The sequence below is a fragment of the Rhizobium sp. N731 genome, assembly GCF_001664145.1.
In the GTDB taxonomy this organism is placed as follows: Bacteria; Pseudomonadota; Alphaproteobacteria; order Rhizobiales; family Rhizobiaceae; genus Rhizobium; species Rhizobium esperanzae.
In genome coordinates this window covers 1194507-1213177 of the sequence record NZ_CP013601.1, presented here as the reverse complement: position 1 = coordinate 1213177, position 18671 = coordinate 1194507, and the positions used below count along the sequence as shown (strand labels likewise).

The window sequence follows — 18671 nt, the reverse complement described above, 5'->3', positions numbered from 1 at the left end:
ATGCCACGGCCGGATCAGCGAGCGCGGACAGCCTTTTTCGGCGCCGGCAGCAGGCCCTCGCGCTGCAGCTTCTTGCGGGCAAGCTTGCGCTGGCGGCGAACGGCCTCCCCTTTTTCGCGGGCACGCTTCTCCGACGGCTTCTCATAGGCGCTGCGCGCTTTCATTTCCCGGAAAAGTCCTTCGCGCTGCATCTTTTTCTTAAGCACGCGCAACGCCTGATCGACATTATTATCCCTGACGAGTACCTGCAAACGAATATCCTTCCTGTTGGCGGCGAGGCCGCTGTCATGTGATGAAAATGGCGGGCTACTTGCCCATGCGGATTCCCGAAAATTTCAGCCATGGCTCGGCGTCATCGGCTTTGGCAGCCGCCTCGAGTGACGCCCGCCGTGGCGATTCCCCGATGTCGATATCGTCCTCGGTGATGCGGCGCTCGAAATTCTCGCCGGTGAACTGAACGCGATATTGCACGTGCCCATGATCGTTGGGCAGGATGCTGGCGATCCGGCACCGCTTGTCTGCCTTTGCCGTGCGGGTCAGGCCGGACTTCAGCACGATCATGTCGCCGACTTTATAGCTTGATCTGCTCATTCAGCGTCCCTCAACTCTTCGGCTGCTCAATTTCAAAACAAAAAGGCCGGGCTTGAACCCGACCTCTTTCAGTCATTCAGCCACAAAGCTGCCTTTGATGGTCAGCGCGCTGCCAGTACATCCGTGGTCAGCTCGCCGCAATCTCTGGTCAGCCCAGGCGAACGACAATCATGCGGCCTGAAGGTTATCGGCCGAATTCTTGCCGGACCGCTTGTCGCGGACCAGATCGTAGCGGACCTTCTGACCTTCGGTGAGTTCGCGCATGCCGGCGCGTTCGACTGCCGAAATATGGACGAAAACGTCCGTGGAACCATCATCGGGCTGGATGAAGCCAAAACCCTTGGTGCCATTGAACCACTTGACGACGCCTGAATTCATAACGATCTCCTTTTCAACCGTTTGAGTGCGCCCGGGACCGATTCCGCGGGCAATATCGATGTTGAGACGAGATCTGACGAAGCGCACGGAGCGCATGGACAAAGGGTCACAAGCAATATTCGATACGCCCCATGTAGGGGGTTTACCGAATTAAGCAATGGATTTTCGAAAATAAATTCCTTTACAGGCGGCGAAAGGGAAAGCATTTGCCGAGAAAAATTGCCGGAGGCGGCCGGCTGGCGACCGCCCCGGCAGCATCACTGCCAGACGACGATCGGCGCCTTTGTCGGAACGCGGTCGTAGAGATCGATGATGTCCTGGTTCATCAACCTGACGCAGCCCGAGGAAACGGCCTTGCCGATCGAGCGCCAGTCGGGATTGCCGTGCAGGCGGTAGAGCGTATCCTCTCCATTCGAGAAGATATAGAGGGCGCGGGCGCCGAGCGGATTTTTCAGGCCCGGCTCCATGCCGCCGTTATCGATCGAATATTTGACTAGTTCCGGCTGGCGGGCGACCATCTCGTTCGGCGGCTTCCAGCGCGGCCATTTCTGACGCCACTGGATGACGCCCGATCCCTGCCAGGCGAAGCCCTCGCGACCGATGCCGACGCCGTAGCGCATCGCCATGCCATCGGCCTGGACGAGATAGAGGAAGCGCGACGGCGTATCGACGACGATGGTGCCGGGCGGTTGGCCGGTGGGGTCGAGGACACGCTGGCGATAGTAGCGCGGATCAATCTGTTCATAGGGAACGGCGGGAATGAGGAAGCCGCCGTCCTCGATCGGGCCGTACATGACGGCAAGCTCGGGCCCGCTCGGCACGCTCGAGGCTGCCGGCGACTGGAACAGGCGGCCCGGCGAACGGTAGATAATCGACGTGTCGCCCGAGGTGACCGTGTTGACCGTGGAGGCGCAGCCGGTGAGCGCCGAGGCTGCGGTCAGTGCCGAAAAGGAAAGAAAGCTGCGGCGGGAAAGATGTCTATCGAAGCTCATGACGCGGGACTGATTTCCTTTGATGCGTGACGCCGGGGTGGCGACATGAGGAAATCTATCGGCTTGCGCCAAATAAACCATAGCTTCACGCAGACGTGTTCCTGATGGAGCCGACGATATGAAGAGCGCTGTTGCAGCGCTACATCACAACGATCTCAGCCTTGGGGGGAAGCCGGTCGTAGAGATCGACGACATCCTGGTTCAGCATGCGCACGCAGCCCGACGACGTCGCCTTGCCGATCGACTGCCAGTCGGGCGTGCCGTGGATGCGATAGAGCGTATCCTGGCCGTCCCTGAAGATATACATGGCGCGCGCACCGAGCGGGTTCTGAAGTCCGGGATTCATGCCGCCGTTTTCCGCCGAAAAGGCGCGAACTTCCGGCTGACGCGAGACCATTTCGACCGGCGGTGTCCAGCGCGGCCACTTCTGCTTCCACTGGATGACGCCGCGGCCCGACCAGGCGTAACCGTCGCGGCCGAGGCCGACGCCGTAGCGCATCGCCTTGCCGTTCGCCTCGACGAAATAGAGGAAACGCGCCTTGGTATCGACGACGACGGTGCCGGGGCGTTCGGTCGTCTGGTAGTCGACCTCCTGACGCAAGAATTGTGGCTGAACGCGGCTGACAGGAATCGCCGGCAGGGTAAAATCCTCGTCGCGCAGCTCGCCATACATCGCCATATGCAGCGGGTTCGTGACCGGCAGGCCGTAGGTCTGGTGGAACTGGGTCTTGTAGAGTTCGCGCGTCTGCGGCACCGGCTGATCGGGGATCGGCCGCACCCGGCGCGGATCGACGCCCGGCGGCTGGTAGAAGACCGGCGAGGTTTCCTGGACGAAGCGGGCGGGCGAATCGGCAGCGACATCGGGGATCAGGATGTTGCAGCCACTGAGCGGCGCGACAGCAATCATAAGCCCGGCAATCGGGAAAACCCGGCGCAGAAAATTCATGGGACCACCCTATCAACGATCGGCAAGACAGCGATATCTTCCGCCAGGATGGCACCCGCGGCTGGCGCGAGGCTGGCGTTGGAGCGGAAAAGATCAAGACGAGTAAATGATCAACCCGCTACCAGGATCGGGGACGGCGCGCTCATGCGAAATCAACCGTCCATCATGCTCCGCCAGCCTCGCCGGCATCGGCAGAGCTTACGCCGCCACCCCGTGGAAGAAGCGGATGCTCTGTTCGATCTCGGCCGGCAGCGCCGAAGTGTGGTTGCCGGCGACGGTGTCGGTTTCAATATGGATGCCCGCGGCGCGGGCGCGGCGGGCGAGCAGATCGGCGCGGTCGTTGAAATGCGACTCTTCCGTGCCGTGAACCACCCGGATGGGGCATTTGAAGCTGTGGGCGTAACAGAGCGCCGAACGCACCTCGAATTCATGCGCATTGCTGTCGTCGAAACGGATGTCCTGGGGATAGCGGCTGAAGAAGCGGAAGGCGTTGGGATTGCCCGATATCGGCGCGGCGGCACGGAATTTTTGGGTGCTCATCGCCGCCAGCATGGTCAGAGTGCCGCCGATGCTGTGGCCGGCGATGAACAGGCGGCCGGGATCGACGCCCGGCAGATGCGCCAGGCGCTCGGTGGCGGCAAGCACATCGTCGACCTCATCGTAGAAGCCGGAGAAATTGCCCCTCTGGCCGTTCTCGCCGCGCAGCGACGGCATCATCACGACATAACCCGCATCCATATAGGGCTTCATCAGCTGCCAGTGGCCGACACCCATGGCATTGCCGCCGTGCAGGAAGAGCACGGCCGGCCTGGCGGTGCGCTCGCGCTTGTATCTGGAGACCCAGGCCGCCAATTCCAGTTCGCCGCCATAGCCGGAGCGGTAGAAGATCTTCTCGGCGTCGGCAGGCGCGGTCAGCGGTTCGTATTTGTCCGGCGCCGGCCCCTTCTGCAGGAGTTTCGTGCGGAACCGGCGGCGGACCGCGGCATAGTCGTGCTTGGCAAGGCGCGGCTCGTCCGGGACATCGAAGGCGGCCGCCATGCGCGGCAGGACGAGTGCGCCGGCGAGCCCCGCCAGGACGGCGCGGCGTTGGCGGAGAAAAGAATTTTGTTCATGCGAGCTCATGACGCAGCACCTAAATCATTTCCCCGGCACGCCAGATTTGCATCGGAAAATCGGCGCCGCCAATACACATGATGTTGAAAATATTGCCCTGCGTCATTGTTGCACAGGAGCGCAAAGCTCAACCCGGTTTTGCATCGATCATGGCGACCAGCGTGCGCAGGCGGTCGGCCTCGTAAGGTGGCTTGTCGGGGCGAAGGCGGGCGATGCGGGGGAAGCGCATGGCGACCCCCGATTTGTGCCGCGTCGAGCGGTTGATGCCCTCGAAGGCCACCTCGACGACGAAGCCGAAATCCCTGTCGGCGCGCACGGCGCGCACCGGGCCGAAACGCTCGGTGGTGTTGTTGCGCACGAACTTGTCGAGCAGCTCGAGTTCGGCATCGGTGAAGCCGAAATAGGCCTTTCCCACCGGCACCAGCTGTTCGCCGTCCTCGTCATCGGCCCAGACGCCGAAGGTGAAATCGGAATAATAGCTGGAGCGCTTGCCGTGGCCGCGCTGGGCATACATCAGCACTGCATCGACATTATAGGGATTGCGCTTCCACTTGAACCAGGGGCCTTTCATCCGGCCGGCCTGGTAAATGCTGTCGCGCCGCTTGATCATCACGCCCTCGATGACCGGATCGGGCGGGGCGGCACGCAGAGCGTCGAGCTCCTCCCATGAGGAGAAAGGCACGAGCGGCGAGAGGTCGAACCGGTCATGGGGGGCGCGGTCGATGATCTCGGAAAGACGCCCGCGGCGCTCGACATAGGTGCGGCCGCGAATATCCTCCTCGCCGTCAAAAAGCATGTCATAGGCGCGGATGAAGGCGGGGTAGTCGTCGAGCATCTTCGCCGTCACCGTCTTGCGGTTCAGCCGCTGCTGCAGGTCGGAGAAGGTGCGGGTCGGGCTGTTGGAGCGGGCAGTGCCGCCGACCAGCAACTCACCGTCGACGACGCCGGAAAAATTGATCGCCTCGAGAATGTCGGGAAAGGCGCCCGATATGTCGTCGCCGGAGCGCGAATAGATCTTGCGCCTGTCGCCGGAGCGCGACAGCTGGACGCGGATGCCGTCCCATTTCCATTCGGCGGCGTAGTCGGCCGGGTCGAGACCTGCCAGATCCCCCTCCTCCACCGCATTGGCGAGCATGACGGAATGGAAGATCGCCGGTGTCGTCAGCGCCGGTTTGTCGCCGTCGCCCGCCAGCCACTGGAACAGCGCCTCGTAAGGCGGCTGCAGGCCGTGCCAGAGGGTCTCGATCTCGGTGACATCCTTGCCGCCGAGATCGGCGAGCGCCTGCTTGGCAAGACGGGCGGAAACGCCGATGCGCAGCGCGCCGGTCGCAAGCTTGATAAAGGCGAAACGGCCTGAGGAATCCAGCTGGTCGAGCAGATCGCGGACATAGCCGCGCACTTCGGTACGGCCGAGCCCGTTCATGCGGGTGACGACCTCCCCCAGGCGCGGCTGAGCCAGGGCCGAGCGGTCGATATCCCGCTCATTGTCCCAGACAAGCGAAATGGTTTCGGCGAGATCGCCGACATAATCGTAGGAATAATGGAACAGCACCTCGTCTATACGCTCCAGCGCCAGGTCGCGTAGCATGGCGGGCTTGACATTGCGCACGTCAAGCGTGCCGGCGATGGCGGCAAGGCCGTAACCGCGGTCCGGGTCGGGCGTGTCGCGGAAATAATCGGTCAGCAGCTTGAGTTTGCCGTTGCGGCTGGGGGTCAGGACCAGGCGGTCGAGGAGCTCGGCGAAGGCTTTCATGTGGGCCTCCGCATTCCGGGGGAAAACCCCTCCCCAACTTGGCGAGAAGAAGACCCCTCCCCAACTTGGCGAGAAGAAGACCCCTCCCCAACCCCTCCCCACAAGGGGGAGGGACTAACCCGTGGCCGCGGCTTGCCCCAAAGTGTCGTCGCTGCATGCGGGGCCGTCAGACGTAAAATGCGACGAGCGCGGCGCGGTAGCCCCTCCCCCTTGTGGGGAGGGGTTGGGCAGGGGTTTGGGTGCATTCTCCAGCTCATCTCAATCCGCCTCATCCTCATAGCCCACCAGATGCAACGGTTTCGCCTTGATGCCCTGCAGCTGGCACCAGCGCACCAGCGCCTCTTCGCGGCCATGGGTCACCCAGACCTCGGCCGGGCGCAGTTCGCGGATCGTTTCGGTCAGTTCCGGCCAGTCGCAATGGTCGGAGATGACGAGTGGCAGTTCGACGCCGAGCTGTTTGGCGCGCTGGCGCACCATCATCCAGCCGGAGGCGAAGGCCGGCAGCGGCTCGTTGAAGCGCCGGGCCCAGCGGTCGGCAAAGGCCGAGGACGGGCCGATGACGACGGCGCCCCGGAAGGTGGATTTGTCGCGGCTTTCGATCGTCGCGGGCAGCAACTCGCCGAGATCGATGCCTTGGCCGACATAATAGTCGCAGAGCTTTTCCATGGCGCCGTGGATATAGATCGGCTCGGCATAACCGGCATCGCGCAGCAGTCGGATGACGCGCTGAGCCTTGCCGAGCGCATAGGCGCCAACCAGATGAGTGCGTTCGGGAAATTGCCGGAGCGAGGCCAGCAGCTTGCCGGTCTCGTCGATCGGATCTGGATGATGGAAGACCGGCAGGCCGAAGGTCGCCTCGGTGATGAAGACATCACAGGCGACCGGCACATAGGGTGCGCAGGTCGGGTCGGGGCGGCGCTTGTAATCGCCGGAGACAACGATGCGGGTGCCGTTCTTCTCGATGGCGATCTGGGCCGAGCCGAGCACATGGCCGGCGGGGTGAAAACTCACCTTGACGCCATTGATGAGCAGCTCCTCGCCGAAATCGGCAACCTGCTCGCTGGCGCAGAAGCCCTCGCCGTAACGCAGGCGCATGATGTCGAGCGTCTGGCGGGTGGCAAGCACGTTCACATGACCCGGTCTTGCGTGATCGGAATGTCCATGGGTGACGAGCGCCCGTTCGACAGGCCGCACCGGATCGACATAAAAGCCGCCTTCCGGGCAATAGAGCCCCTCCGGGGCGGGATAAAGCAGCGCATCAGCTCTCATAGACCGAGAGATAGCGGGAAATGGGCGCGAGGCCAGAGGAAGCGATCGTCATCACCTGATCCCCTCGAGAAAGGATAAGATCGCGGCGTTGAACTGCGCGGGCCGCTGCAGCGGCGCGAAATGGCCGACGCCGGGCAGGTAGATCATCTGAGCGTCCGGGATGCTGCCGGCAAGATATTCGGCATGTTCGGCTTTGATGAATTCGTCGTGTTGACCGAGCACGATCGCGACCGGAACGCCGATGCGGCCGAGGTCCTCCGCCCCATAATTCGGCTCGGTGCGCATCATCAGGCCGACCGCCTCGACGAACGAATTGAAATCGTCCGGGGTGGTGGACAATGCCGCATAATCCTTGGCGTGGCGAGCGAAACATCGGTCGATGATCGGGGTCGGAACGAATTCCAGCGTGCCGCTCGGATCCATGTTGCAGGCGAAGAAGAAGACGCCCTCGACACGCGACGGCGCCGTCATGGCGAGGATCAGCGCGATGCAGGCGCCGTCGCTCCAGCCGACGAACGCCGCCGTTTCCAGCCGCAGTTCGTCCATCACCGCCAGCACGTCGGCAGCCATCAGCTCATAGGTGTAGGGACGGTCATCGCGAGTGCTTCGGCCATGGCCGCGGCTGTCGATCAGTACGACGCGGCGGCCGCGGCCGAGCAGCGCCGGGACCTGGTAGCCCCAGTTGCCGCTATGGCCGAGGCCGCCATGCAGCAGAATGACGGCAGGGCCGCCCGTCCCGTAGCTCGCATACCAGATGCGGGCGCCGGCCCGCCCGACATGGCCTTCGACAGAAGCCGGCGGCAACGGCGCGGCCCCCTGCGCTTCGAAATGGATGAGTTCGTCGTCCTGTCGTTCCATCGCTATGCCAATCCTTTCCGGCGAATAACCCCGCGCATAGAAAAGCCGGAAAACAGTCCAAGAACAACCAGAATCGCTTTCTAGCTGTTGCCTCCTTCGATGCAATCAGGAGGAGCAGAGAGATGGGCAGGAAGCTTTTCTATTGCGCGGCGGCGATCGCGCTCGCAGCCGCCGGCATCTATCTCAACAATACCAGCCTCATTGCCGAACATCGGCCGGGAAAGCCGGTGCTGCTCGCCCATCGCGGCATCGCCCAGCGCTTCGACGGGACCGATCTGAAGAACGACACGTGCACGGCAAGCCGCATACTGCCGCCGAAACATGACTATCTGGAAAACACTATTGCCTCGATGCGGGCGGGCTTTGCCGCCGGCGCCGATATCGTCGAGATCGACGTGCATCCGACGACGGATGGCGAATTCGCCGTCTTTCACGACTGGACGCTCGACTGCCGCACCGACGGACACGGCGTGACGCGGGAGCATTCGATGGCTGAGATGAGGAGGCTCGACATCGGCTACGGCCATACCGCCGATGGCGGCAAGACCTTTCCCTTTCGCGGCCGGGGCGTCGGCATGATGCCGACGCTGGCGCAAGTGCTTTCGACCTTTCCGGATCGGCGCTTCCTCATCAACATCAAGAGCCGCGATCCGTCCGAGGGGGAAAAGCTCGCCGCCGTGCTGAACGGGCTTCCGGCCGCACGGCGGGCCGGCGTCATCGTCTATGGCGGCGACGAGCCGATCGACGTGCTCGGCCGGCTGACACCCGATATCAAAATCGCCTCGCGCAAAAGCCTGAAGGGCTGCCTGTTCAGCTATATCGGCTATGGCTGGACCGGCCTCCTGCCTGAGGCCTGCAAACACCGAATGATGCTGGTGCCGATCAATATCGCACCCTGGCTCTGGGGCTGGCCGGACCGTTTTCTCAACCGGATGCAGGATGCCGGCACTGAGGTTTTCGTGCTCGGCCCCTATCGCGGCGGCGATTTTTCCACCGGCATCGACGATGCCGCGCAACTGGCGCGGCTGCCGCAGGATTATGCGGCAGGGCTATGGACCAATGAGATCGAGACGATCGGCAAGCTCATGAAATGAGGCGGAGTCTTCGCGCGCCTCAGAACTCCACCCAATCGCCGCCGGCGACTGCCGCATTGCCGTGGAAGGCCGCGCTCACCTTCGCGGCCATTGCCCGCGGTGCCGATGGGACGGGTCTGGAAGCAGCGGTTGCCGCGGCGGGGCGTGATTGGCGCAAGGCCGCGCTTCCGATGTTGAACTGCCCCAGCAGCTGGAAGAGCGCATCGGCCTCCTTGGCAAGGCTGTGGGCGGCAGCCGTCGATTCCTCCACCATGGCCGCATTCTGCTGCGTGCCTTGGTCCATGGTGTTAACCGCGGTGTTGATTTCCTTCAATCCCGTCGCCTGCTCCTTGGAGCTTTCGACGATCGCAAGGACATTGCCGTTGACCTGCTGAACCTGGGCGACGATTTCTTCCAGAGCCTTGCCCGTTTCGCCGACCAGCGTCACTCCGCTCTTCACGTGCTCGTTGGAGGCGCTGATGAGCTCCTTGATCTCCTTCGCCGCTTTGGCCGATCTCTGAGCAAGCTCGCGAACTTCCTGCGCGACCACTGCAAAACCCTTGCCGGCATCGCCCGCGCGCGCCGCCTCGACGCCCGCGTTAAGCGCCAACAGATTGGTCTGAAAGGCGATTTCGTCGATGACGCCGATGATATTGCCGATCTCGGCCGACGATGTCTGGATCTTTCCCATGGCTTCGACAGCGCTGCGGACCACCGCCCCGGAACGCTCGGCATTCTCGCGCGTCCTTCGAACCAGCTGCCCGGCCTCCTGAGCACGGTTGCTGGAATCGGAGACCGTTGTGGTGATCTCTTCCAGGGCGGCGGCGGTTTCCTCGACGGAGGCCGCCTGCTGTTCCGTGCGCTTCGACAAATCATCCGAGGCGGAACGAACTTGCTGAGCTCCGGCCGCGATGCCGGTTGCGTTTTCGGCCACGGCCTGCATCGCTGCGCGCAGCTTGCCGACAGCGGCGTTGAAATCGGTTCGGAGTTTTTCCAGGGTCGGAATGAACGGGGTTGCGACTTCGCGGGTCAAATCGCCGCCAGAGAGGCCCATCAACGATGCCGCCAACTGATCGACATTATTGACGCGGGCAGTTACGTCGGTCGCGAACTTGACGACCTTGAACACCTTGCCGTTCATATCGAAGATCGGGTTGTAGGAGGCCTGGATATAGACCTTTCTGCCGCCCTTGCCGATGCGCAGAAACTCATCAGCCACGAATTCGCCACCTGACAGGCGCGTCCAGAACCGCCTGTAATCGTCACTGTTAACGTAAGCGCTGTCGCAAAACATCGAATGGTGGCGCCCCTGGATCTCGGCAAGCTGATAACCGAGCGCCGACAGGAAATTCTCGTTCGCCGTCAGAATCTCGCCCTTTGGTGTGAATTCGATAACCGCCTGGGCGCGCGACAGTGCGCTTATCTTGCCGGCATCCTCGGCGCTCTGCAGCTTCTGCTTGGTGATATCGGTCGCGAACTTCACCACCTTGTAGGGTTTCCCGCCGCTGAAGACAGGATTGTAGGAGGCTTCGATCCAGATTTCCTTGCCGCCCTTGCCGATGCGTTTGTACTGGCGCTGATCGAACTCGCCTCGATTGAGTTTCGCCCAGAACTCGCGATAATCGCCAGACGAGGCTTCTGCCGGCTCGACGAACATCCGGTGATGCTGGCCGACAATCTCAGACAATTCGTAACCAAGGGCAGCACAGAAATTGGCATTGGCCGTGAGAATCCTGCCGGTAAGGTCGAATTCGATAATGGCCTGCGACCTGCTCATCGCGGCCATTACGGCCTTGGCATCCGAACCGAAGCCGAATCCTATCTTCTTCATGCTGTTCCCCCTAGCTCAAATCGAGCGCATGACTGCCGCCACCCACCGCGGGCTTGCGCTGGACGGGCACCCCGAAAATAAAATCCGATAAATTCTTTAAGCTTCCTTTAACCGGGTCATTGCGGCATTTGCTTCCTCCCATTTGGGCCGAGCAAACAAATAACCAAATAGAATCAGTCGCTTGAATGAGCCTCCCACGTCGGGAAAATATCTTCCGGCGCAGACTTCCAGCCGTCAGCATAGCTTTTTTTACCGCAGCCTACCCGGGAAGCGCCACAATAGGTTTACTCTTTATTAAGCATCAATTGCTGGTTATGCTCGCGTGCCAGGCAGCCGGAGGGCTTTACTGTCTTTCCTCTGCAGGCAGATTTCACTGTCCTTCGAGCGTGTAGAATCAACTTCCGATACGAGCGGACAAGCTGGACACATCAGCCGCCAAGCGCCGGATGCTGCCGGGGATCGGAGAAGGACATGAAGCTCGAGGCCGAGTGCAATCGAATTGAGAAAATCGCCGCAGGCTTTAATACGCATTACGAAGTCTTCAAATATATGAAGGGCCTCACTCAGGATCTGGGGATGAGCGCTTTCCTGATCATGATGCTGCCAGCGGTCGAGCTCGTTGAAATCGGCGCAACAAAGATCATCACCAATTGGCCGGCGGAGATGGTCGATTATTATGACAGCCATAACCTGATGGTCGATAGTCCGGTCATTCGCCGGATGTTGAGATCGACAAGCCCGTTCAACTATGATGTCGAGGCGATCAATATCGATCGCGGAGAAGGCAAGAAGCTCACCGTCATCGATCTGTTCAAGCGGTACGGCATGGAAAAGGGGGCCTATTTTCCCGTCCATGATGCCGCGGGCGGACGCGGTGCGATGTCGATTTCGGGGGCTCGGAATTTCAGCATGCCGGAAATGGCGAAAATCCTGTTCATCGCCACGCACATCTATGATCGGCTCTCACAGCTGACATTAAACGAGAAACACAAGCCGGTTGCCTTCACGGAGAGCGAGCTGGATTGCCTGAGGCTGACGGCCGGCGGCAGGAAGAGCAGCGAAATTGCGAAGCTGCTCGATCTGTCGGAAAACGCGGTCAACAATCAGATCGGCAGCGTGGTCAGGAAGCTGGGATGCACGACGAGAACGCAGGCAGTGGTCAGCGCTCTGCGTCTCAATATCATCCGTGTTTGAGGGGCCGGTCGACGAACTCGGCAAGCCGAGGAACACGTTCAGAGAAGCTGCGCCTGCAGCAATCGGGAAACCTCCTGCGGCGGAACCGGCTTCGAGAAGCGGTAGCCCTGCGCTTGCTCGCAGTGGGCCTGCCGCAGGAAATCCATCTGGGCATCGGTCTCGACGCCCTCGGCAAGCACCGAGAGCTTCAGCGTCTGCGCCAGCGAAATGACCGCCGAGGCGATGGCGACGGCCGTCTTGTCGCCCGGCAGGGCCTCGACCAGCGAACGGTCCATCTTCAGCCTGTCGAAGGGGAAGGTCTTCAGTGCCGCAAGGCTGGAATAGCCGGAGCCGAAATCGTCGATCGACAGGCGCACGCCGAGCGCCCTCAGTTGCTCCATCATGGCGAGCGCACGCTCGGCATCCTGCATCACCACGCTTTCGGTGACCTCGAGCTCCAGCCAGCGGGATTGCAGGCGGTTGCGCTCCAGCGCCTCGGCGACGTGGCTGGCAAAATCCGGATCGGCGAACTGCTTGGCCGAAACATTGACGGCGATTGTCAGCGGCGTCAGGCCCATATCCTGCCAGCTGCGGGCCTGGCGGCAGGCCTCGTTCAGGACCCAGAGGCCGAGCGGAACGATGAGGCCGGTCTCTTCGGCGAGCGGAATGAAATTGACGGGCGGCACCCTGCCCTTGGCCGGATGGTTCCAGCGGACCAAGGCCTCGACGCCGGTGATGCGACCGGTGGCGACATCGACCTGCGGCTGATATTCCAGGAACAGCTGATCGCCGGTGATCGCCTGGTGGAGCTCGTCCTGCTCGCCGCGCGGCATGCCGACCCCGCTGCTGTCGCCATCATGATGCTGCAGCGTGTTGCGGCCGAATTGCTTGGCGCGGTACATGGCGCGGTCGGCATTGGCAAGCAGCTCTTCCGAGGTGACGCCGTCGACGGGAAAGGCGGCGACGCCGATGCTCGAGGTGATGGTGATGTCACCACTCTCGTCGCGCATCGGCCGAGTGATCGCCTTCTGCAGATCGCGAAGGCGGCGGGTGATGCCGGCATCGTGGCTCGACTGGTGGACCAGCACGACCAGGAATTCATCGCCGCCGAGCCGCACCACCATATCCGAGGGACGGATGCTGTTGGCCATGCGGGTGGCGATCTCTTTCAGCACCTCGTCGCCGGCGGCATGGCCGCGGCCGTCGTTGATGTCCTTGAAATTGTCGAGATCGATATAGGCGACGGTGACCTTGCGGTTGTTGCGCCGGGCCTGGTCAAGGATGCCGGCCAGCCTTTCCTTCAGAAAGGCGCGGTTCGGCAGGCCGGTGAGATCATCATGATGAGCCATGAAATGGATGCGATCGTCGACGCGCTTTCGTTCGATGGCGATGCCGGCGATGTGGGTGGCGAGCGCCACCAGCCTCATTTCATGCTCCGTCGGATGACGCACCTCCCTGGAATAGAGGGCGAAGGTGCCGAGCACATTATTCTCAGAGGTAGCGATCGGCGTTGACCAGCAGGAGCGGAAGCCGAAGGGGGCGACCAGGCCCCGGAAATCCTCCCAGAGCGGGTCGCTCATCACGTCCTCGACGATGACAGGCTGGCCGCGCCAGGCGGCGGTGCCGCAGGAGCCGACCTTGGGGCCGATCGTGACGCCGTCGATCAGGCGGCTGTAGCCGCCGGGCAAGTTCGGCGCCGCGCCGTGATAGAGCCTGGTGCCCTCGCTGTCGAGCAGCAGCACCGATCCGTCGATGCCGGTCAGCTGCGCCTCGATCATCAGCACCAGCGCCTCGAGGATCATCGGCAGCGGCTCGTTGCGGGCGATCATCTCGAGCAGTTTCGCCTGGCCGCGATGGAGATCCTCCTGCAGCTTGCGCTCGGTGATATCGCGGGAAACGCCGATCAGGCCGACGACCTCGCCGCGATCGTTGCGTAGCGGTATCTTCGAGGTCAGCCGGCAGACCGGCCTGGGGCTGCCTGGAAGAACGACAGTTTCCTCCATGTCGATCCGGGCCTGACCACTCGCCATGATCTGCTGCTCAATATCGAAATGCCGGCGCGCCACCTCGAAATCGAAGAGGTCGAAATCGCGCTTGCCGGTAATCTCTTCGGCGCGCGTAAAGCCAAGGTGGCTGGCGGTGACGGCATTGGCGAAAACGAAGCGGCTGTCACGATCCTTGACATAGAGGAAGTCCGGAAGTTCGTGGATGATTGCTTTCAGGCGCAGGTTCTCAACGCCTTCCGAGAGGTGATGAGCGGTCGACGCCATCATCGCCTCAGTCGCAGCAACGAAACGCCGCGTTTCGGCCGCCAGGGAATCGACCGATTCCCGTTGCCTGGCACTCGCTTCGTGCATGACGCCATTCTCCTCCAGCGGCTGAAGGCCCATTCCGCAACACCCAATGTATTTTCACGTCAAAGTAGTCCGCATTTCCCTTCGGGTTGCTTAAATGAAAGGGTGAACGACACACCAATATAAGCGGCGAGATCCTGCCATCGGCCCCTGTCCCAGCAAGAATTTTCGATTGATGTGCAGGGCCTGTGCCAAAAGAAGACAGGCGGGCTGGCACGTTTTCTGCTACGGGCGCGTCATGACAGGAGAGCCCGGACTGCCCTTTCGCCGCGACATGCTTCTCTTTCTCGCCGCCTCGGCGCTGGCGGGCGGGACGTCGCGTGCGCTTGCCTCGCCGCTGACGGCTGCCAGCCAGCCCGATCTGCGCGGTGCAATCGACGCGGTGGAATATCGCGCCGTTCCCGAAAGCGGCGACCGCAAGACCCGCAACCTGGAGCAGATGATAAAGCAGGCAGCGGCCGAGAACGTGCCGGTCTTCCTGCCGCCCGGCACCTATAAGGTCTCCAACCTCACCCTGCCCGACAATACGCGCATATCAGGGGTGCCCGGCGCCTCGCGGATCGTCTATACCGGCGACGGCCATCTGTTTGCGGCCGAAAACATCGGGCGCATCGAGCTTTCCAATCTCGTCATCGACGGCGGCAACCGCTGGCTCGGCGATTATGCCGGCGGGCTTCTGCAATTTACCGGTATCGACGAGGTGCTGATCGACAATTGCGAGATCGGCGGCAGCCGCAAGCACGGCCTGCAGCTGGAGCGCTGCGGCGGGCGGATCGAACGCAGCCGCATTTCGGGCGCGGCCCAATCCGGCCTCTACGCCGTCGATTCCACCAATCTTTCGATCGTTGCAAATACCGTCTCGGATTGCGGCAATGGCGGCATCCTCGTGCATCGCTGGAAGAAGGCCGAGGACGGCACGGTCGTTTCCGGCAACCGGATTTTCAACATCCGCGCCAACGACGGCGGCACCGGCCAGAACGGCAACGGCATCAATGTCTTTCGCGCCGACGGGGTGATGGTGGTGAACAACCACATTTCCGACTGCGCCTTTACCGCCATCCGCGCCAATTCGGCCTCGAACATCCAGATCAGCAGCAACCAGTGCCGGCGCTCAGGCGAGACGGCGATCTATGTCGAATTCGCCTTCGAAGGAGCGGTCGTTTCCGCCAATATGATCGACGGGGCGGCGAACGGCATCTCGATCGCCAATTTCGACGAGGGCGGGCGGCTCGCGAGCGTCACCGGCAATGTCGTGCGGAACCTGACGCTGAAAGGCCCCTACAAGCACGAGGTCGGCTTCGGCATCGGCATTGCGGCGGAAGCCGATACGCTGGTGTCCGGCAATGTGATCGAGGGCGCGCCACGCTGGGGCCTGCAGATCGGATGGGGGGCTTATCTCAGAAATGTCGTCGTCAGCGGCAATGTGGTGCGCAAGGCCCCTGTGGGATGCGCGGTCTCGGTCGCCGAGGGGGCCGGCACGGCCGTCATCACCGACAACATCTTCCAGGAGGTTGGTGAAGGGGCGGTCCTCGGCTTTGAGTGGGACAGACAAGTCTCCGCCGAAATGGCGGGCGGCAACGCGCCCTATGCGCAGCTGACCGTCGAGCGAAACCGCGTGTCCTGACACGCGGCTCCGTCTTTGCTCAGTGCGTCTGATAGGTGCCGGTGACGGTCGCTTCCGCCAATGCGTGTTTCTTTGCCTCCGCCCACATCACGCTGATACCGGCGGCATCCGGCGTAGAAAGCTTCGGCACGTCGAGGGCCGCGAGGCGGAAGATGTAGTGATGCGGGCGATCGCCTGCAGGCGGCTGCGGGCCATCGTAACGGGCATTGCCGAAATCGTTCTTGTAGAAGCGCGGCGCCTGCTCCGGCGCCGTATCGACGCTTTCGGCAAGTGCGCACCACTCAGCCGGGATATTGGCAATGCCGCAATGGCGGAACGTGCCATGCGGAGCATCCGGATCCTCAACCATCAGAGCAAAGCTCCTGGTCTCCTCGGGCGCGCCGCTCCAGGTCAGGGGCGGAAAGAGATTCTCGCCGGCGCGCGCATATTTCTTCGGGATCGGCTGATCCTGGGCAAAAGCCTTGCTGATCAATGTCAAAGTCATGACATTCTCCTGTCTAAGGGGGCTCCTTTCTAAGGGGGCTCCTTGATGTTCGGGGCTCCTTCATCGTCAGGGACGACCACCCCCCTTTTTATGCTCGCTCTCCTAATTGCGGCCGCGCATCATGGCCCGGTCGTCATTGTGGGGGTCCGGGTCGGCCTTCAGATCATTGCCTTTGCGATAGGCTTCCTTCGCCTGCTCATTGCGTTGCAGATCTGCCTTGGCGTCGAAATCCTTGCCGGCATTTGCGGTTTTCTCGCGTTTCTCGATGACACGAAGCTGTTGTTCATGCGTCTTCTTGCCCGTCATGAGTTCCTCCTTTGCCTGGCCCGCGTTGCGCACGCGGCTCATCGCTTTTCGGCGCTTGGACGGCGCCAATCTCAGGGTCCAACCCGCCGGCCCTCTCATTGTTCCCAATTGTGCTCGATCCGGTCGGGAAGGCCCCGGCCGCATCAAAAGCTTTCATCGTCCCATCAGCGGCGAGGACTTTTCCGAGGGTGATCCGGCGTTTACGGTTTCTGCGACACAGCGAGGGGATATCGTCATGCTGACAATCTATGGGGTCTATCGATCGCGCGCTTCGCGCGTCTACTGGATGGCGGAGGAACTCGGGCTCGAATTCCGCTCGATCCCCGTGCTGCAGGCCAGGCGGCTTGCCGACCCGCTCGCCGAAGAGGCGCCGCTCAACACGCATTCGCCCGATTTTACAGCCCTCAACCCGATGGCGCAGATCCCCAGCATTCGCGACGGCGACCTCGTCATGCACGAGTCGCTGGCGATCAATCTCTACCTCGCGCGCAAGCATGGCGGGCCGCTTTCCGGCAAAACCGTCGAGGAAGACGGATTGCTGACGATGTGGACGATCTGGGCGGCCTCGCAGGTCGAGCCGCATTCGGTGCGGATCGTCCTGACCTACGATAACGAGCTTGAGAACAGCGACGATGGCAAGCAGTCGATCGCCGCCGCCTGCTACGGGCTGCGCCGGCCATTTGCGGCGCTCGAAGGTCACCTTTCCGGCCGGCAGTGGATCATCGGCGATCGCTTCACCGTCGCCGATCTCAACATCGCCGAGGTGTTGCGTTATGCCCAGAGCGAGACGGATCTTTTCGACGCGCATCCGAACATCAGGGCCTGGATCGAACGCTGCCAGTCCCGCCCGGCTTACAAAGCGATTCAGGCGGCCCGCAGCAAGGAGCCGGTCGAGGTTTAACACCTACTCGAAAAGCGCCAGCGTTCCGGCCATCTCCTCGCGGATCCAGGCCTTGAAATCCTTGACCTTCTTCGGTTCGCGCGCGCCTTCGGCGGTGATGAAATAGTGGCCGAAGCCGGTCTTTGCGCGAATGCCGAAGGGCGCCGCCAGCCGGCCTTCGGCCAGCGCAAAGTGCGCAAGCGTCTGCCAGGCGAGCATCACGCCCTGGCCGGCGATCGCCGCATCGAGGCACAGCGAGGCGTCGTTGAAGACATGGCGCGTCGACGGCGTCGCACCCGAAAGTCCGGCCTCGCGCATCCAGACTTCCCAGCTGAACATGGCGCGGCCGTCGATAACCGCTGGTAATCGCAGGATATCCGCGGGTTCATGTAGTTTCGCCGCCATCTCAGGCGAACAGACGGGAAAGACCTCCTGTTCCAGCAGCAGTTCAGCCTTCACGTCGGGCCATTTGCCGGCTCCGACGCGGATGCCGATATCGACGTCGCCGAGCGCCGGATTGACGAGATTGTGCGTCGCATCCAGCCGCAGCTTGATGTCGGGGTAACGCTCGGCGAAGCGGTCAAGCCGGCAGACGAGCCAGCGGGCGGCGAAAACCGGCGCCACCGAGATGGTCAGGATCGTATCGTCCTTGCGGCTTGCGATCGAGACCGCCGCCGAAAGGCGGGCGAAGCCCTCGTCGAGCGCTGCGAGCACCGGCCGACCGGCTTCGGTGGCGATCATGCCCCGGGCGGTGCGCTCGAAGATCACCTGGCCGAGTTGGGCTTCGGCCTTGATCACCTGCTGGCTGACGGCGCCGACCGAGACGCCGAGCTCGTCGGCGGCCGCCTGCAATGAGCCGAGACGACCGACGGCCTCCAGCGCCCTGAGGCCGTTGAGATGGACGCTATTCAGGTTCTTCATATAGTTTTTCTATAATGTCGCCGTGGTAATCTCAATTGAAAAAGCACCGGCGCAGGCAGACATTGCAAGCATACAGAATCCCGCTCGACCGGCGATGGCACGATGAGCGGGAGAGCTTGTTCGGC

The 18671-nt window shown here is 62.2% G+C and carries 18 protein-coding genes; 4 read left to right on the top strand and 14 right to left on the bottom strand.

Going from position 1 to position 18671, the window contains the following annotated elements:
* Positions 1-14 precede the first annotated feature (14 nt).
* The 9 genes from rpsU to AMK02_RS05985 form a co-directional block, all read right to left on the bottom strand.
* Entirely contained in the window at positions 15-251 is a 237-nt protein-coding gene (rpsU, locus tag AMK02_RS06025) for a 30S ribosomal protein S21 (RefSeq protein WP_011424510.1), read from the bottom strand.
* 55 nt (positions 252-306) lie between these two features.
* Positions 307-591 (bottom strand): hypothetical protein, encoded by a 285-nt coding sequence (locus tag AMK02_RS06020; RefSeq protein WP_064801172.1) that lies wholly within the window; start codon positions 589-591, stop codon positions 307-309.
* Between the two features lie 168 nt (positions 592-759).
* A complete protein-coding gene (locus tag AMK02_RS06015; protein ID WP_011424508.1) occupies positions 760-969 on the bottom strand; it encodes a cold-shock protein in 210 nt (69 codons plus the stop codon).
* 257 nt (positions 970-1226) lie between these two features.
* Entirely contained in the window at positions 1227-1961 is a 735-nt protein-coding gene (locus AMK02_RS06010; RefSeq protein WP_064801170.1) for a L,D-transpeptidase family protein, read from the bottom strand.
* Positions 1962-2100: 139 nt separating this feature from the next.
* Entirely contained in the window at positions 2101-2907 is an 807-nt protein-coding gene (locus AMK02_RS06005; RefSeq protein ID WP_064801168.1) for a L,D-transpeptidase, read from the bottom strand.
* Between the two features lie 198 nt (positions 2908-3105).
* Complete coding sequence (locus tag AMK02_RS06000; RefSeq protein ID WP_064801166.1) at positions 3106-4029, bottom strand: alpha/beta hydrolase family protein; 924 nt, start codon at positions 4027-4029, stop codon at positions 3106-3108.
* Between the two features lie 118 nt (positions 4030-4147).
* Positions 4148-5773: a cisplatin damage response ATP-dependent DNA ligase gene (locus AMK02_RS05995; protein ID WP_064801164.1), complete on the bottom strand. Its 1626-nt coding sequence runs from the start codon at positions 5771-5773 to the stop codon at positions 4148-4150.
* A 258-nt stretch (positions 5774-6031) separates the two neighbouring features.
* Positions 6032-7042: a ligase-associated DNA damage response exonuclease gene (locus tag AMK02_RS05990; protein ID WP_064801162.1), complete on the bottom strand. Its 1011-nt coding sequence runs from the start codon at positions 7040-7042 to the stop codon at positions 6032-6034.
* Positions 7043-7093: 51 nt separating this feature from the next.
* Positions 7094-7900: an alpha/beta fold hydrolase gene (locus AMK02_RS05985; RefSeq protein ID WP_064801160.1), complete on the bottom strand. Its 807-nt coding sequence runs from the start codon at positions 7898-7900 to the stop codon at positions 7094-7096.
* 122 nt (positions 7901-8022) lie between these two features.
* Here AMK02_RS05985 and AMK02_RS05980 point away from each other — a divergent pair, with 122 nt between their 5' ends.
* Positions 8023-8994, top strand: a complete 972-nt coding sequence (locus AMK02_RS05980; RefSeq protein WP_064801158.1) for a glycerophosphodiester phosphodiesterase family protein — start codon at positions 8023-8025, stop codon at positions 8992-8994.
* A gap of 19 nt (positions 8995-9013) precedes the next feature.
* Here the strand turns inward: AMK02_RS05980 and AMK02_RS05975 are convergent, their stop codons facing one another.
* Positions 9014-10804 carry a methyl-accepting chemotaxis protein gene (locus AMK02_RS05975; protein ID WP_064801156.1) on the bottom strand — a complete coding sequence of 597 codons (1791 nt, stop codon included), beginning with the start codon at positions 10802-10804 and terminating at the stop codon, positions 9014-9016.
* Positions 10805-11275: 471 nt separating this feature from the next.
* On the opposite strand from AMK02_RS05975, the gene AMK02_RS05970 reads away from it, so the two are divergent.
* Positions 11276-11998, top strand: coding sequence for a LuxR family transcriptional regulator (locus AMK02_RS05970; protein WP_064801153.1), 723 nt, complete (start codon positions 11276-11278; stop codon positions 11996-11998).
* A 38-nt stretch (positions 11999-12036) separates the two neighbouring features.
* Here AMK02_RS05970 and AMK02_RS05965 read toward each other — a convergent pair whose 3' ends face one another.
* The gene (locus AMK02_RS05965; protein WP_064806022.1) at positions 12037-14334 is read right to left on the bottom strand and encodes a sensor domain-containing protein; all 2298 of its coding nucleotides are present in this window, start codon (positions 14332-14334) and stop codon (positions 12037-12039) included.
* A gap of 253 nt (positions 14335-14587) precedes the next feature.
* Here AMK02_RS05965 and AMK02_RS05960 point away from each other — a divergent pair, with 253 nt between their 5' ends.
* Positions 14588-15955 (top strand): TIGR03808 family TAT-translocated repetitive protein, encoded by a 1368-nt coding sequence (locus tag AMK02_RS05960; protein ID WP_082929690.1) that lies wholly within the window; start codon positions 14588-14590, stop codon positions 15953-15955.
* A gap of 19 nt (positions 15956-15974) precedes the next feature.
* Here the strand turns inward: AMK02_RS05960 and AMK02_RS05955 are convergent, their stop codons facing one another.
* Together AMK02_RS05955 and AMK02_RS05950 are read right to left on the bottom strand one after the other, a co-directional pair.
* A complete protein-coding gene (locus AMK02_RS05955; RefSeq protein WP_064801151.1) occupies positions 15975-16439 on the bottom strand; it encodes a YbhB/YbcL family Raf kinase inhibitor-like protein in 465 nt (154 codons plus the stop codon).
* Positions 16440-16541: 102 nt separating this feature from the next.
* Complete coding sequence (locus tag AMK02_RS05950; protein WP_064806018.1) at positions 16542-16745, bottom strand: hypothetical protein; 204 nt, start codon at positions 16743-16745, stop codon at positions 16542-16544.
* Positions 16746-16980: 235 nt separating this feature from the next.
* Here AMK02_RS05950 and AMK02_RS05945 point away from each other — a divergent pair, with 235 nt between their 5' ends.
* On the top strand, positions 16981-17646 hold the full coding sequence (locus AMK02_RS05945) for a glutathione S-transferase family protein (protein WP_064801149.1): 666 nt from the start codon (positions 16981-16983) through the stop codon (positions 17644-17646).
* A 3-nt stretch (positions 17647-17649) separates the two neighbouring features.
* Here AMK02_RS05945 and AMK02_RS05940 read toward each other — a convergent pair whose 3' ends face one another.
* Positions 17650-18546 carry a LysR substrate-binding domain-containing protein gene (locus tag AMK02_RS05940; protein WP_064801148.1) on the bottom strand — a complete coding sequence of 299 codons (897 nt, stop codon included), beginning with the start codon at positions 18544-18546 and terminating at the stop codon, positions 17650-17652.
* Positions 18547-18671 lie beyond the last annotated feature (125 nt).

Coding starts and splice junctions, on each gene's coding strand:
- AMK02_RS05965 (WP_064806022.1), bottom strand. CDS start 14,334: ATGCACGAAGCGAGTGCCAGGCAACGGGAATCGGTCGATTCCCTGGCG.
- AMK02_RS05955 (WP_064801151.1), bottom strand. CDS start 16,439: ATGACTTTGACATTGATCAGCAAGGCTTTTGCCCAGGATCAGCCGATC.
- AMK02_RS05985 (WP_064801160.1), bottom strand. CDS start 7,900: ATGGAACGACAGGACGACGAACTCATCCATTTCGAAGCGCAGGGGGCC.
- AMK02_RS05940 (WP_064801148.1), bottom strand. CDS start 18,546: ATGAAGAACCTGAATAGCGTCCATCTCAACGGCCTCAGGGCGCTGGAG.
- AMK02_RS06005 (WP_064801168.1), bottom strand. CDS start 2,907: ATGAATTTTCTGCGCCGGGTTTTCCCGATTGCCGGGCTTATGATTGCT.
- AMK02_RS05945 (WP_064801149.1), top strand. CDS start 16,981: ATGCTGACAATCTATGGGGTCTATCGATCGCGCGCTTCGCGCGTCTAC.
- AMK02_RS06020 (WP_064801172.1), bottom strand. CDS start 591: ATGAGCAGATCAAGCTATAAAGTCGGCGACATGATCGTGCTGAAGTCC.
- AMK02_RS05950 (WP_064806018.1), bottom strand. CDS start 16,745: ATGACGGGCAAGAAGACGCATGAACAACAGCTTCGTGTCATCGAGAAA.
- AMK02_RS06015 (WP_011424508.1), bottom strand. CDS start 969: ATGAATTCAGGCGTCGTCAAGTGGTTCAATGGCACCAAGGGTTTTGGC.
- AMK02_RS05990 (WP_064801162.1), bottom strand. CDS start 7,042: ATGAGAGCTGATGCGCTGCTTTATCCCGCCCCGGAGGGGCTCTATTGC.
- AMK02_RS06000 (WP_064801166.1), bottom strand. CDS start 4,029: ATGAGCTCGCATGAACAAAATTCTTTTCTCCGCCAACGCCGCGCCGTC.
- AMK02_RS05975 (WP_064801156.1), bottom strand. CDS start 10,804: ATGAAGAAGATAGGATTCGGCTTCGGTTCGGATGCCAAGGCCGTAATG.
- AMK02_RS05980 (WP_064801158.1), top strand. CDS start 8,023: ATGGGCAGGAAGCTTTTCTATTGCGCGGCGGCGATCGCGCTCGCAGCC.
- AMK02_RS05970 (WP_064801153.1), top strand. CDS start 11,276: ATGAAGCTCGAGGCCGAGTGCAATCGAATTGAGAAAATCGCCGCAGGC.
- AMK02_RS06010 (WP_064801170.1), bottom strand. CDS start 1,961: ATGAGCTTCGATAGACATCTTTCCCGCCGCAGCTTTCTTTCCTTTTCG.
- AMK02_RS05995 (WP_064801164.1), bottom strand. CDS start 5,773: ATGAAAGCCTTCGCCGAGCTCCTCGACCGCCTGGTCCTGACCCCCAGC.